We start from the raw sequence: 12,839 nt of genomic DNA on the forward strand, positions 1-12,839 counted from the left end.
TCACAAGGAAACCCTATGTCAGGCTGGTGGACCATTATCTCGACCGAAACGCCGGAACAGCTGGCCGATATGACGAAAGTCAACAAGGAAGCGTTTCTCGCCACCTGGGAAGCGGGCCTGTTCGGCGCAGACTGGATCGCGCAATTATGCGAGCAAGGCAAGGCGACCCAACTGTCCTTCAACGGCTTCCCCAATCGCTACACGGCGCTGGCAAGCGACATCGTTCCCCTGCTGCAGGCCGGCATTGCCGAGGCGCGGGAAGGAGAATTTCCACAGGACCAGCTTACGGGCTGGCCTGGCTGCATTACTGTGCATCCGCAGCGCATCGCCGCGTGCGCGCCCGGACAACTGCTGACGATCGAAGTGTGGGACCAGTCGTAAATGATGATCAAAGGCAAATGGTTTAGACTGATGCGCAATTGAGGAGTTCATACATGGGATTAGCAATTTCGGTCGGCGCCCTTGCAGACTTGCAGGAAGAAGACCCGGAAGGCGCGCAGTGGCTCGTCACCGCTTTTCAGGAAGCCAATCTACTGCTGCAAAAGGCGGGACTGCCACAGCACAGCGAACCGGTCGCGCTGCCGCAACTGGACTCGCGCGTCATGCTCGACTCCTTTCCATACAGCTTCCTGCACTACCTGCGCCACGCATATGCCCATGCGCGCCTGGATGCGCAATGGCGTGCCACACCACTGACCGAAGGCGAGGATCCAAGCGGGGATCCGGTGCTGGAAGCAGCGCAAGATGACCTTGACAGCCACCTGATCTGCCATTCCGATTGCGAGGGCTTTTATTTTCCCCTCGTCTTCGAGGAAGTCATTTTTGCCGATGAGGAGCATGCGCTGCTGGGCGGCATGCTGGGTTCCTCGTACAGCCTGCGCGCTGAACTGGTCACGGTCGCTCCCGCGCTGGGCATATTCCTGCTTGGCGACGAATTGAGCGATGAAGAAGCGGCACGCATCAATGCGCGCATCAACGCCGAAGACGGCCTGGAACGCGAACTGGTCGCCTGGCTGGCCGCTTACGAGGCATGCCGGCTCAGCATCGAACACAAGACGGCGATCGTTTTCAATTGAGCATGCTGATACGCCCCACCATCGCGGCCGACTGGCCAACCCTGAACGCCACGCGCCTGGCCGCCCTGCTTCACGCCCCCACGGCCTTTGGCGCCAGTCTCGCCAGCGCGGCAAGTTTTTCCGATGCCGACTGGCAGCCTCAACTGCCATCCTGCCACTAATGCCAAACATTGACATCGACTGGACTACATGACAAATCAGCACAGCAAGGTTCCCCTGCAGATAGAACACCTCGCCTGGTTCAGCCAGCACTTAGGCGGGCGCTTCCGTACGGCAGGATTGCGCATTCAATTTCATGACAATCAGGATGCTGGCATCCGTTGGAAGGTAGCCTGTCCCGAGGAATACCAGGCCGCCATTCTGCAATGGCTTGCACGAGGGGATGAGCGACGCTTTTCCGCAATATCTGGCAAGCAGCGGCGTGTGGATCACGGAAGTGCTGGTCGACGACGTCAGCTCCTCGCCCGATGCCTTTTATCGCGCAGGCTTGCTGGTGGTAGCCCAGGCCAAGGCGCTGTTGGAACTGTCAGGGCGCGCATACAACACGGCGTGAACAAAATTATGCGAGCGGCAGCAAACAACGCGGTGACCCTGTTAATATTGCCAATTACTTAAATGGCTGGCGCCATCCAATGGACAGACGCGGCACCATTCAAGCATGATGGACGTATTTTCCTGCACCGCAGGCCACTCTTGCATAGGCTGTCAACACCATGAAAAAATCGCTCCTGGGCGCCCTAGCCGCCTGCTGCTCCCTGCACGCCAGCGCCGCTCCTGTCGAAGACTTTATCGGCACCTGGAAACTGGAACGCACCACCGTCCCGAACTATGTCGTCATCAAGCAGGAAGGCGAGCGGCTCGTCGCGCTGCGCTATACGCGCAATGTCATCAGCAAGAAGATCACCGAACGGCGCTTTCCCGCCAGCTATGCGAACGGCGATGTCACCATCGCCGCGGGCGAAACGGTCATCGAAGCACGCAGCGTGAACGACGTGGCGACCATCACGATGCTGGCAGAAGCGTACAAGAAGATTTCGTCCTCCACGGCCGCGCCGACCAGTTAAGGAATGTCGCAGATTTGAAGAATATTATTATTATTCGCCCCATCACCGCCAGCGACTGGTCAGCCCTGAAAACGACGCGCCTGGCCGCCCTGCTCGACGCCCCCACGGCCTTTGGCGCCAACCACGCCAGCGCAGCCGCTTTTTCCGATGCTGACTGGCAGCAGCGCGCCGTCAGCACGCCGCAGCGCACGTTTTTCCTCGCCTTCGATGGAGAGCAGCCGATCGGCCTGGCCGCGCAAGTGGTGGCCGCCGGTGGTGTATGCCACCTGATCGCCATGTGGGTACATCCCCAATATCGGGGTATGGCCGTGGCGCAGGGCCTGGTCGATGCCGTGAAACAATGTGCCGTCGATAACGGCCACGGGCGGCTGGTGCTCGACGTGGCGCAGGAGAACACCCGCGCGGCCGCGTTTTACCAGAAACAGGGCTTTGTCTTCTTACCGGAATGGGAAGCGCTGGAAAGCCATCCGCATATCCAGGTGCAGAAGATGGAGTGGCTGGCAGCTGCATGAACTCAATCAGCACAGGGAACTGTAATCCTGCAGCCTTCGATGCATCCGCTTGCCCTATCCGAGAATGAACCGTGCTTGACTGAATCAGTCATTGCTTCCGGCTTGTTGATGGCATTGACGTAAATACAGTTGCGCGTATTGGGGAAATTCAGCGATTTCATACACTCCGTTCATCCAAATTTGCATTCTGTCTTAAACATCTGCTCGTACCTCTGTTTTTTTCTACACTTACGTTTTCACTGATGAGTAGAAAGATAGGATATGCGTGCAATCCAAAAAGCTGGTCTTCTGCTGTGTTTATACGGCGCCGCGGTGCAGGCTTATGCGGATACCGATCAGGCCGTGGAACCATCCGGGCTGGATGCGGCGGCATCCGTCAATGTCAAAGGCATGCGCGATCCGGACTGGAAACCCTACAGTGCCATGCTCAAGGGCGTCAAACGCTTCGAGGAAAAACATGCGCTGGCGCCTGGCGCGCAGCTGCGCTTCGTCCTGGAGCCGCGCCGCGCCGACGTCGACATGCACGCCATCGCCCTGCGGCTGGAAAGCGACGAAGCGGGCATGGCGATACCGCTGGGGGAGCGCAATATCTTCAGCCTGCCTGTCGAACAGGGTCCGCTGTATGAAAAGGCCGAGCTGACGGTGAACCGCAAGGCGGGGTCGGTCCGGTGGCTTCCCTACGTCAGGAGCGCGGCGACCAGCGACACCGTCCGCCGCCTGGGCGACCTGCGGCTGGCCTGCGAAGTGCATTGGGCCATCGACAAGGAGACCTTGCCTTTCGCCATGCGCACGGCGATGAGCGCGATGGGCGGGCCGTGCAATTTCGTGTCGCAAAAGGGCACCTACAGCTTTGCCGCAGCGCGCCGCATCACGGCCGCGACGATCAGTTTCAACGGCAAAAACGCGCCCGTGCCCTTCAGCGGCTCGTCGTTCACGCCGCCGTTGCGGGAGCAGGACTGGAGCGATGACAGTACGATCGAACTGACATTCGACAACGATTAGACCGCGCCGGGGCTATCGCAGTGCCTATTTCACCCGCTGCTTTTCCAGCTTCCTCGCCAGCGTGCGCCGGTGCATGCCCAGCCTTCTGGCCGTTTCCGAGATATTGAAATCCGTCTCGGCCAGCATTTCGTGGATACGCTCCCATTCCAGGGTCTTGATGTTGGTGGCGCGGTTCGTCAGTTCGATGTCGGCGTTGCCGGCCACGTGGCCGAACGCCGCTTCGATGTCATCCGTGTTCGACGGTTTCGCCAGGTACTGGCAGGCGCCCAGCTTGATCGCTTCGACGGCCGTGCCGATGCTGGCGTAGCCGGTCAGCACGACGATCAGCATCTCCTGGTCGTGCTGGTGCAGCATCTGCACGCAGGCCAGGCCCGAGGTGTTGCCGTTGAGCTTTAAGTCGACGACGGCGTAGTCGGGGCAATGCTGCTCCAGCAAGGCGCTCGCCTCGTCGAAATTGGTGGCCAGGATGACCTGGTAGCCGCGCCGCTCGAACGAGCGGCCCAGGGTGCGGGCAAACGCGGCGTCGTCTTCCACGATCAGTAACAGACGGTCATCCTGCATGGTGGTCGCTTTCTCTTTCCAGTTTGATGGCCGCCAGAGGCAAGGCCAGGTGCACCACCGCCCCGCCCTGCACCCGGTTGCGCGCCGTCACCGTGCCGCCCAGGGTCCGCGCAACGTTGACCACCAGGAACAGGCCGAGGCCGCCGCCAGGCTTGCCCTTGCTGCTTTGATACGGTTTACCCAGGTGCGTCAGCATCGATGGCTCGAAGCCGGGGCCCGCATCGGTGATGACCAGGTGCAAGGCGTCCGCTTCGCGCGTCGCTTCGAAGCGCAGCCACTCGGGTGACGCTTCCAGCGCATTGTCGAGCACATTGCAGATGGTTTGTTTCAGGGTCGAATCGAAGACGACGGGCACGTCGTGCTCGATGCGGTTATCGTACTCGAAACCCTGGATCGGGCGGCTGGCGCGCCACTCGTCGACGAGGTCGTTGAGGAAGGTATTGATCGTCGTCTTGACGGACGATTCGCCGCGCGCCTCACCCGCCGACAATAAAATGCCGCTGACGATGCTCTTGCAGCGCTGCAACTGCGCCTGCATTTCCGTGATTTCTTCCAGCAGTTCGCTATTCTTGCTCAGTTCCGGCATGCGGCGCCAGTCGCCGAGGATGACGGAGAGCGTGGCCAGCGGCGTGCCCAGCTCGTGCGCGGCGCCCGAGGCCAGCAAGCCCATGCGGATGATGTGCTCTTCTTCCGCCGCGCGCTGGCGCAAGTCGGCCACCTTGGCGTCGCCGGCGCGCTGGTTGCGGTTGATGCGCGTGATGAACACCACCAGCAAGGCGGCATTCAGGATGAAACAGATCAGCAGGCCCTGCACGTACAGGCTGGAAAAGCCCCGCTCCGGGTCGATCGGCAGGATCAAGGGGCCGGGCAGCAAGGCCAGGCCGGCCAGGCACAGGCTGGTGATGGCCACCATGATCCACGTCGACCACACTTCCAGCAGCACGGCGCTGAGGATGACTTGCAGTAGATACAGGAAGGCGAACGGGTTGCTGATGCCGCCGCTCAGGTAGAGCTGGGCCGTCAGCACGGTGACGTCGACCAGCAGAGCGAGGAACAGGGCCGTGTTCGAGACGGGTTGGCGTTCGTGCCAGCGCAGCAGGCTGGCCAGGTTGAAAGCGATGAGGCAGGACAGCACTTCGAGCATGTAGGGCACGGGCAAGGCAATGCCCAACCCCACGCCCACGCCGAAGATCGTGCTGATCTGGCCGATCACGGCCAGCCAGCGCAGCTGGATCAGCAGCTTCATGTTCTGGTGGCCGGCCGGATGTTCCATCTCGGCCGCCACCGCACCGCGTTCTAGCACCTCGCGGTTGGGCAGGATCTCAATCCTGCCCGGCATGGTCGCTTTCCTGGCGCCGGGCGCCACGGGCGCGGCGGCGCTTGTCTTCGCGCACGATCCACCAGGTGATGCCGGCCACCATCAGGGCCAGCGCGAACCACGTCAAGGCGTACACGAGGTGGTTGTTGTGGAAGGAAATCACGGTCAGGCCGCCGACGGGAGAGTCGCTGGCCGTTTCCGATTTTTCCTTCGCATCGACAAAATATGGCGCCACCTTGGTCAGCATGTGCGAGGCGCCGATGGCGGCCACGTCGCGCGAATACCAGTGCTGCGTGGCAGGACTGTTTTCGCGCAGGAAACCGCCGCCCGTCTCGCTGACGCGCAGCAGGCCGTCCACGTGGACGATGCCGGCTGGGGTGCTGGCGGCGATGCTGGCGCGTTTCGGCACGAAGCCGCGGTTGACCAGCACGGTGCTGCCGTCGGCCAGGCGCAATGGCGTGATTAACCAATAACCGCTGCCCAGTGCCGTCGTTGCCTGCACCAGGGTATTGAAAATGGGGAGATAGGTACCGGAGAGTCGCACGTGGCGGTATTCATCCGTTTGTAGCGTAATGCTGGCCCAGGCTGCGGGTCCAGGCGCATCCGTTGCGGGCGCATGTACGCGTTGTTCGACGCGCTCGATCAGGTCAAGCTTCCAGAACAGGCGCTTGACTTGCCAGGTGCCCAGGGCACAGAAACCGGCAAACAGGATCCCCGCCAGCAGGGCCAGTGCATACCGCACAGCCATGCCGCGTGGGCCTGGCGCGGCATCTTGCGATGCGGCGCCAGGGGCGCGCCCGGTGTTGCTTGGGCGCGTATGACTCATCATGGAGCCGTTTTCGTATGCATGTACTCAGGCATCAGATCCGGCATCATGTTGTGGTTCATGTGGTACATGACCCACAGGGAACCGGCCATGGCAATACCCACGATCATGATCGTGAAGATCAGCGCCATCATGTTCCAGCCGCCTTCGGACTTGGTGTTCATATGCAGGAAGTACACCATGTGCACGACCACTTGAACAGCCGCGAACGCCAGCAGGACCAGGCCCATGGTGCCCGAGTTGGTGATGGCTTTCGTCATCACCAGCCAGAAAGGAATGGCCGTCAGGATCACCGACAGGATGAAACCGATGGCGTAGCTTTTCAGGCTGCCATGATCGTGGTTGTCATGGTGGTGGCTATCGCCGTGTGTGTGGTGGTCGCTCATGGCAGCACTCCCATCAGGTAGACAAAGGTGAAGACGCCGATCCAGATGACGTCCAGGAAGTGCCAGAACAGCGACAAGCACATCATGCGACGGCCGTTTTCCGGGGTCAGGCCATGCTTGTTCAACTGGAACATCAAGGTCACGAGCCAGATCACGCCGAACGTCACGTGCAAGCCGTGGGTGCCGACCAGGGCGAAGAACGAGGACAGGAACGCGCTGCGCTGCGGACCTGCACCCACGTGGATCAGATGCATGAACTCATACATTTCCAGCGACAGGAAGGCCAGGCCGAACAGGCCCGTGATGCCCAGCCAGACCAGGGTGCTGCGCAATTGCTTGCGCTGCATGGCCAGCATGGCGAAACCGTAGGTGATCGACGACAGCAGCAGCATGGCCGTGTTGACGGCCACCAGCGGCAGGTCGAACAGCGCGGCGCCAGTCGGGCCGTCCGCGTAGCTGCGGCCGACCACGGCGTACGTGGCGAACAGACAGGCGAAGATCAGGCAATCGCTCATCAGGTAGAGCCAGAAACCCAGCAGGCTGCCGTTTTCCGGGTGGTGCTCGCGCACAAAGTAGCTGCGCGTGCTTGGTGCGGCGCCAGCGGCGCCGGTGTTATGGGCGATGGTATCAGACATGGCTGCTCAGCAATTTAGTATATGCGTCTTCGGTACGGACCACTTCTTCCGCAGGAATGTAGTAATCGCGCTTGTAGTTAAAGGTATGGACGATGATGGTGACCATCATGATCACGAAGCCAATGCTGGCGACGAGCCACATTTGCCAGATCAGGCCAAAACCAACCAGTGCAGACAGAGCGGCGATCACGAAACCAGCCCAGGTGTTCTTCGGCATGTGGATCTTCGTGAAACCGGACGTCGGACGCTGGTAACCGTGTTTCTTCATGTCAGTCCATGCATCGAGTTCGTGCACTTGTGGCGTGAAGGCGAAATTATAGTCTGGCGGTGGCGACGACGTCGACCATTCCAGCGTACGGCCACCCCATGGGTCACCGGTCACGTCGCGCAGTGCGTGACGGTTGCGGTAGCTGACATAGAACTGGATCAGCATGGACGCGATGCCCAGGGCGATCGAGACGGCGCCAAACCAGGCGATGATGGTCCAGATTTGCAAGGATGGATCTTCAAAGTGGTTGACACGACGGGTCACGCCCATCAGGCCCAGCACGTACAGCGGCATGAAGGCCAGGTAGAAGCCGACGAACCAGAACCAGAACGAGCACTTGCCCCAGAACGCGTCGAGCTTGTAGCCGAACGCTTTCGGGTACCAGTAGTTAATCGCAGCAAACACACCGAAGACCACGCCGCCGATAATCACGTTATGGAAGTGGGCAATCAGGAACAGGCTGTTATGCAGCACGAAGTCCGCTGGTGGTACGGCCAGCAGCACGCCGGTCATGCCGCCGATGGTGAAGGTGACCATGAAGCCGATCGTCCACAGCATCGGCAGTTCAAAGCGGATACGGCCGCGGTACATGGTAAACAGCCAGTTGAAGATCTTCGCGCCCGTCGGGATCGAAATGATCATCGTCGTGATGCCGAAGAAGGAGTTGACGCTGGCGCCCGACCCCATGGTGAAGAAGTGATGCAGCCAGACCAGGTACGACAGGATCATGATGACGCAGGTGGCGTACACCATCGAGGCGTAGCCGAACAGGCGCTTGCTGCTGAAGGTTGCGACGACTTCCGAGAACACGCCGAACAGCGGCAGGATCAGGATGTACACCTCCGGGTGACCCCAGATCCAGATCAGGTTGACGTACATCATGGCGTTGCCGCCCAGTTCCGTCGTGAAGAAGTTAAAGCCGGCAACGCGGTCCAGCGACAGCATGGCCAGCACCGCCGTCAGTACCGGGAAAGCGGCGACGATCAGGATGTTGGTGCACAGTGCGGTCCAGGTGAAGACGGGCATTTTCATCCAGGTCATGCCTGGCGCGCGCATCTTGACGATGGTGGCGATCAGGTTGACACCGGACAAGAGCGTCCCGACCCCGGCAATCTGCAGGGACCAGATGTAATAGTCTACCCCCACGTCCGGACTGCCGACGATGCCCGACAGCGGTGGATACGCCAGCCAGCCCGTGCGGGCGAATTCGCCGACGAACAGCGAAGCCATGACCAGGGCGGCGCCCATGGTGGTCATCCAGAAGCTGAAGTTGTTAAGGAAAGGGAAAGCCACGTCGCGCGCGCCGATTTGCAGCGGCACCACGTAGTTCATCAGACCCGTCACGAAAGGCATCGCGACGAAGAAGATCATGATCACGCCGTGGGCGGTGAAGATCTGGTCGTAGTGATGCGGTGGCAGGAAGCCGGCATTGTCGCCAAAGGCGATCGCCTGCTGGGTACGCATCATGAGCGCATCGGCAAAGCCGCGCAGCAGCATGACCAGGCCCAAAATCATGTACATGATACCGATTTTTTTATGGTCGATACTGGTGATCCAGTCGCGCCACAGGGTACCCCAGACGCGGAAATACGTCAGTGCCGCAACGAGTGCGATACCGCCCAGGGCAACCATGGCAAAGGTCACCAGCAGGATAGGTTCGTGAAATGGAATTGCATCCCAAGTCAGACGGCCGAATATAAGCTTCGTCAGATCAATATGGTCTAGCATTGTTACTCTCAGAGAAAAAAGGGAGGCGCCAGGCAAGCGGCGCCAGTATCTGCAGCGCACTGCGCTGCGGGATTCATGCAGTCGTTACTTGGCTTGAACGCCCTTTTCAACCACTGCACCGCTAGCGACGACTGGCGTGACAAACGCTACCGGGTTATTTGCCATCGTCAATTTGTATGGCTCGACCGGCGTCACGCACAGGGCGTCGGAAACGATGGTGCGGTTCAGGATTGCCTTGTACAGATCGGTCGGCACATTGCTGTAGCGGCGCACGGGATCGCGCTCGCTAGGCTGGGCCAGCGACAGGTAGTCGTCGCGGTTCAGCGCGCCGCCACCGGCACGTGCCGATGCCACCCATTTGTCGAAGTCCGCATCATTGACGCCATGGAACTTGAAGCGCATGCCCGAGAAGCCGGCGCCGCTGTAGTTGGCGGAGAAGCCCTTGTACACGCCAGGCTTGTTGATGACGGCATTCAACTGTGTTTCCATGCCCGGCATGGCGTAGATCTGACCTGCCAGTGCGGGGATGAAGAACGAGTTCATGACGGACGACGCGGTGATCTTGAAACGGATCGGACGATCGACTGGCGCGTACAGTTCATTCACGGAAGCGATGCCTTGCTCCGGGTAGATGAACAGCCATTTCCAGTCCAGCGCCACGACTTCGACGATCATCGGCTTGTGGCTGGCAGGAATCGGACGGTTGGCGTCGATGCGGCTCAGCGGACGATAAGGATCGAGGGTGTGGGTGCTGATCCAGGTCAGCAGGCCCAGCACGATGATGATCAGCAGGGGCGCGCCCCAGATAATCAGCTCGAGGCGAGTCGAGTGGTCCCAGTCCGGCTCGTATTTGGCCGCGGTATTGTTTTTTCTATAGCGCCATGCGAAAAGCAGGGTCAGGGCGATTACCGGAACGATAATCAACAGCATCAGCAATGTCGAGATGACAATCAGATTGCCTTGCTGAACTGCGATGTCACCGGACGCATTCAGTACCACCGTATTGCAACCAGCCAACAATGCGAGAGGTAAAAGAAGCAGTCCGCGACGAACTTTTAATGAAAACATACAGGAAAGTCCAGTACAGGGGATGAAGATATGGTACTGTATTCTCACTGGAGCGCGTTGGCAATTGGACGTTTTGTCCTACCCCTTGCTCGGACTTTCACTGCGTAGGCGCGGAGTTTTCCTACGACTACCTGATGAATTGTCCTACTCCGGGCGTGAGACACCCGGGGTATGTTACGCGTTGGCCGAACTCGAAACTATATTGGAGACGATCATCATGTCCAGCACGCGCATACACAGCGGGGATGTACCCGCCGACTTTTCCCCCCACTCCCTGCGCGACGCACGCGGGGCCGGCACGGTCGAATCGCATATCGACCCAGGTGAGATCGCCGTCGGCGTGATCATCGGCCGCGCTTCCGAATACTTTGACTTCTTTGTCTACGCTATCGCCTCGGTGCTGGTGTTTCCGCGCGTCTTCTTCCCGTTTGAAGAACGCCTGGAGGGCACATTATATGCGTTCCTGATCTTCTCGTTTGCCTTCATCGCCCGCCCGTTCGGCACCGTGATCTTCATGGAGATCCAGCGCCGCATGGGGCGCAGCGCCAAGCTGACGATCGCCCTCTTCCTGCTGGGCGTGTCCACGGCCGGCATCGCCTTCCTGCCGACCTATTCCCACCTGGGCTTTGCCGCCATCGTCTGGCTGTCCGTGCTGCGCATCGGCCAGGGCGTGGCCCTGGGCGGTTCGTGGGATGGCTTGCCATCGCTGCTGGCCCTGAACGCGCCGGAAAACAAGCGCGGCTGGTACGCCATGCTGGGCCAGCTGGGCGCGCCGTTCGGCTTCCTGATCGCCGCCGGCCTGTTCTGGTTCATGCTGACCACCCTGACGGATGAAGACTTCCTCGACTGGGGCTGGCGCTATCCTTTCTATGTCGCCTTCGCCATCAACGTGGTGGCCCTGTTTGCCCGCCTGCGCCTGGTGTCGACGAATGAATATGCGCGCCTGCTCGACGAACGCGAACTGCAGCCCGTGAGCGTGTTTGAAATGAGCCGCGGCCAGGGCCGCAACGTACTGATCGGCGCCCTCGCCGCGCTGGCCAGCTACGCCCTGTTCCACCTGGTCACCGTGTTCCCGCTGTCGTGGATTTCCGTCTACCAGACGCGTTCCGCGTCAGACTTCCTGCAAGTGCAGATGCTGGGCGCCGTGCTGGCCGCCGTCGGCGTGGTGATCTCCGGCTTGCTGGCCGACAAAGTGGGCCGCCGCACCACCCTGGGCGTGCTGGCCGTGCTGATCGCCATCTTCAGCGCCTTCGTGCCGACCCTGATGGGTGGCGGCAATACGGGCCAGGACGTCTTCATCCTCGTGGGCTTCAGCCTGCTGGGCTTGTCGTACGGCCAGGCAGCCGGCGCCGTGACGGCCAACTTCCCTGCCCGCTTCCGCTACACGGGCGCAGCCCTGACGTCCGACCTGGCCTGGCTGGTCGGCGCCGGCTTCGCCCCGCTGGTGGCGCTGGGCCTGTCGGCCAACTTCGGCCTCGCCTATGTCAGCTTCTACCTGCTGTCGGGCGCCGTCGCCTCGCTGGCCGCCCTGAGCCTGAACCGGGCGCTGGAAATCCGCGACTGACATATATAGATGCAATCTGGGTGCCAGCGCGCTGCCACCCGGAACACTCCAAGAAACGCCGGCACCATCCGGCGTTTTTTCGTAGGTCGGCTTAGCCCGTAGGGCGTAAGCCGACAGGCGCCGCCACGAAGATTGTCAGATTACGCTGCGCTCATCTGACCTACGCACGGCCCGGCTCACTGTATCGCCAGTTGCCGACCGCCCGTCCCCTCCCTCTTCGGCAAGTCCAGCAGCAGCACGCCATTTTCATAGCGCGCCTGCGCGCCGGCCTCGTCCACCTCGTGCGGCAGCACGAAGCTGCGGTATTGCTGGCCGTACTCGCGCTCGCTACGCACGACCTTGCCGCCGTCGCGCGTCACTCTCTCCTCCTTGAGTTCGGCACTGATGGAGACGCGGTTGCCATCGATGGAGACCTTGATGTCGTCTTTATTCACGCCTGGAATGTCCGCCTGCACCTGATAGGCTTGCTCGGTTTCGGCAATATCAACGCGCATGCGTGACGCACTTCCTTCGCGCAGGCGCAAGGCCGGGACAAAGAAGTCGTGCATGAATTCTTCCATGTCGCTGAAAGGGTCGAAACGTCCCAACGAGTGCTGCGGATCGCGGTGGATCAAATGATTGGCCATGATGTCCTCCTGCCTGGACCGGTTTGCACAAGGCGACCGTCCGCAGGGACGTCGCCACCATCCTGCATCATAGGATGGCAACGGCCAATCTCTTTGATCCGCCTCAATTGTGGCCAGCTTGATTTTCCCTCTACTTTGATCTGTGCGTTGCCGCGCATTGCATGAGCTTGCAGGTCGGCAATTGTCCGCAAGGCTGTTATGCTAG

16 protein-coding genes are annotated in these 12,839 nt (G+C 60.6%); 8 read left to right on the forward strand and 8 right to left on the reverse strand.

Features of this window, described 5'->3' with window-relative positions:
- Positions 1-15 precede the first annotated feature (15 nt).
- The 7 genes from AC54AF_RS16070 to AC54AF_RS16100 all read left to right on the forward strand — a co-directional run bounded on the left by AC54AF_RS16070 (position 16) and on the right by AC54AF_RS16100 (position 3,654).
- Positions 16-381, forward strand: coding sequence for a hypothetical protein (locus tag AC54AF_RS16070; protein ID WP_496637349.1), 366 nt, complete (start codon positions 16-18; stop codon positions 379-381).
- 53 nt (positions 382-434) lie between these two features.
- On the forward strand, positions 435-1,076 hold the full coding sequence (locus tag AC54AF_RS16075; RefSeq protein ID WP_496637350.1) for a putative DNA-mimic protein: 642 nt from the start codon (positions 435-437) through the stop codon (positions 1,074-1,076).
- 2 nt (positions 1,077-1,078) lie between these two features.
- Positions 1,079-1,237: a hypothetical protein gene (locus tag AC54AF_RS16080; protein ID WP_496637351.1), complete on the forward strand. Its 159-nt coding sequence runs from the start codon at positions 1,079-1,081 to the stop codon at positions 1,235-1,237.
- 221 nt (positions 1,238-1,458) lie between these two features.
- Positions 1,459-1,629 (forward strand): hypothetical protein, encoded by a 171-nt coding sequence (locus AC54AF_RS16085; protein ID WP_496637352.1) that lies wholly within the window; start codon positions 1,459-1,461, stop codon positions 1,627-1,629.
- Between the two features lie 160 nt (positions 1,630-1,789).
- Complete coding sequence (locus tag AC54AF_RS16090; protein WP_496637353.1) at positions 1,790-2,140, forward strand: hypothetical protein; 351 nt, start codon at positions 1,790-1,792, stop codon at positions 2,138-2,140.
- A 14-nt stretch (positions 2,141-2,154) separates the two neighbouring features.
- On the forward strand, positions 2,155-2,652 hold the full coding sequence (locus AC54AF_RS16095) for a GNAT family N-acetyltransferase (protein ID WP_496637354.1): 498 nt from the start codon (positions 2,155-2,157) through the stop codon (positions 2,650-2,652).
- Positions 2,653-2,994: 342 nt separating this feature from the next.
- On the forward strand, positions 2,995-3,654 hold the full coding sequence (locus AC54AF_RS16100) for a hypothetical protein (RefSeq protein WP_496637355.1): 660 nt from the start codon (positions 2,995-2,997) through the stop codon (positions 3,652-3,654).
- A gap of 24 nt (positions 3,655-3,678) precedes the next feature.
- Here AC54AF_RS16100 and AC54AF_RS16105 read toward each other — a convergent pair whose 3' ends face one another.
- The 7 genes from AC54AF_RS16105 to cyoA all read right to left on the reverse strand — a co-directional run bounded on the left by AC54AF_RS16105 (position 3,679) and on the right by cyoA (position 10,444).
- A complete protein-coding gene (locus AC54AF_RS16105) occupies positions 3,679-4,215 on the reverse strand; it encodes a response regulator (protein ID WP_131686528.1) in 537 nt (178 codons plus the stop codon).
- On the reverse strand, positions 4,205-5,554 hold the full coding sequence (locus AC54AF_RS16110) for an ATP-binding protein (RefSeq protein ID WP_131686527.1): 1,350 nt from the start codon (positions 5,552-5,554) through the stop codon (positions 4,205-4,207). Before AC54AF_RS16110 ends, AC54AF_RS16105 begins: the two co-directional genes overlap by 11 nt.
- Positions 5,538-6,362: an SURF1 family protein gene (locus tag AC54AF_RS16115; RefSeq protein WP_496637356.1), complete on the reverse strand. Its 825-nt coding sequence runs from the start codon at positions 6,360-6,362 to the stop codon at positions 5,538-5,540. The genes AC54AF_RS16110 and AC54AF_RS16115 overlap by 17 nt, the downstream gene beginning before the upstream one ends.
- Positions 6,359-6,745 carry a cytochrome o ubiquinol oxidase subunit IV gene (gene cyoD / locus AC54AF_RS16120; RefSeq protein ID WP_034788483.1) on the reverse strand — a complete coding sequence of 129 codons (387 nt, stop codon included), beginning with the start codon at positions 6,743-6,745 and terminating at the stop codon, positions 6,359-6,361. The genes AC54AF_RS16115 and cyoD overlap by 4 nt, the downstream gene beginning before the upstream one ends.
- Positions 6,742-7,380: a cytochrome o ubiquinol oxidase subunit III gene (gene cyoC, locus AC54AF_RS16125; protein WP_131686525.1), complete on the reverse strand. Its 639-nt coding sequence runs from the start codon at positions 7,378-7,380 to the stop codon at positions 6,742-6,744. Before cyoC ends, cyoD begins: the two co-directional genes overlap by 4 nt.
- Positions 7,373-9,376: a cytochrome o ubiquinol oxidase subunit I gene (gene cyoB / locus AC54AF_RS16130; RefSeq protein WP_076568585.1), complete on the reverse strand. Its 2,004-nt coding sequence runs from the start codon at positions 9,374-9,376 to the stop codon at positions 7,373-7,375. The genes cyoC and cyoB overlap by 8 nt, the downstream gene beginning before the upstream one ends.
- Before the next feature lie 84 nt (positions 9,377-9,460).
- Positions 9,461-10,444 carry a ubiquinol oxidase subunit II gene (gene cyoA / locus AC54AF_RS16135; protein ID WP_496637357.1) on the reverse strand — a complete coding sequence of 328 codons (984 nt, stop codon included), beginning with the start codon at positions 10,442-10,444 and terminating at the stop codon, positions 9,461-9,463.
- Positions 10,445-10,661: 217 nt separating this feature from the next.
- Here cyoA and AC54AF_RS16140 point away from each other — a divergent pair, with 217 nt between their 5' ends.
- Positions 10,662-12,008, forward strand: coding sequence for an MFS transporter (locus AC54AF_RS16140; protein WP_496637358.1), 1,347 nt, complete (start codon positions 10,662-10,664; stop codon positions 12,006-12,008).
- 176 nt (positions 12,009-12,184) lie between these two features.
- On the opposite strand, the gene AC54AF_RS16145 is transcribed toward AC54AF_RS16140, so the two are convergent.
- Positions 12,185-12,634: an Hsp20/alpha crystallin family protein gene (locus AC54AF_RS16145; RefSeq protein ID WP_496637359.1), complete on the reverse strand. Its 450-nt coding sequence runs from the start codon at positions 12,632-12,634 to the stop codon at positions 12,185-12,187.
- Positions 12,635-12,839: the final 205 nt, after the last annotated feature.

The organism is Janthinobacterium sp. JF4 (genome assembly GCF_059617925.1).

What these genes read in the sequence shown, in the direction of transcription:
- AC54AF_RS16070 (WP_496637349.1), top strand. Translation starts at nt 16, where the DNA reads ATGTCAGGCTGGTGGACCATTATCTCGACCGAAACGCCGGAACAGCTG.
- AC54AF_RS16075 (WP_496637350.1), top strand. Translation starts at nt 435, where the DNA reads ATGGGATTAGCAATTTCGGTCGGCGCCCTTGCAGACTTGCAGGAAGAA.
- AC54AF_RS16080 (WP_496637351.1), top strand. Translation starts at nt 1,079, where the DNA reads ATGCTGATACGCCCCACCATCGCGGCCGACTGGCCAACCCTGAACGCC.
- AC54AF_RS16085 (WP_496637352.1), top strand. Translation starts at nt 1,459, where the DNA reads ATGAGCGACGCTTTTCCGCAATATCTGGCAAGCAGCGGCGTGTGGATC.
- AC54AF_RS16090 (WP_496637353.1), top strand. Translation starts at nt 1,790, where the DNA reads ATGAAAAAATCGCTCCTGGGCGCCCTAGCCGCCTGCTGCTCCCTGCAC.
- AC54AF_RS16105 (WP_131686528.1), bottom strand. Translation starts at nt 4,215, where the DNA reads ATGCAGGATGACCGTCTGTTACTGATCGTGGAAGACGACGCCGCGTTT.
- AC54AF_RS16110 (WP_131686527.1), bottom strand. Translation starts at nt 5,554, where the DNA reads ATGCCGGGCAGGATTGAGATCCTGCCCAACCGCGAGGTGCTAGAACGC.
- AC54AF_RS16115 (WP_496637356.1), bottom strand. Translation starts at nt 6,362, where the DNA reads ATGATGAGTCATACGCGCCCAAGCAACACCGGGCGCGCCCCTGGCGCC.
- cyoD (WP_034788483.1), bottom strand. Translation starts at nt 6,745, where the DNA reads ATGAGCGACCACCACACACACGGCGATAGCCACCACCATGACAACCAC.
- cyoC (WP_131686525.1), bottom strand. Translation starts at nt 7,380, where the DNA reads ATGTCTGATACCATCGCCCATAACACCGGCGCCGCTGGCGCCGCACCA.
- cyoB (WP_076568585.1), bottom strand. Translation starts at nt 9,376, where the DNA reads ATGCTAGACCATATTGATCTGACGAAGCTTATATTCGGCCGTCTGACT.
- cyoA (WP_496637357.1), bottom strand. Translation starts at nt 10,444, where the DNA reads ATGTTTTCATTAAAAGTTCGTCGCGGACTGCTTCTTTTACCTCTCGCA.
- AC54AF_RS16140 (WP_496637358.1), top strand. Translation starts at nt 10,662, where the DNA reads ATGTCCAGCACGCGCATACACAGCGGGGATGTACCCGCCGACTTTTCC.
- AC54AF_RS16145 (WP_496637359.1), bottom strand. Translation starts at nt 12,634, where the DNA reads ATGGCCAATCATTTGATCCACCGCGATCCGCAGCACTCGTTGGGACGT.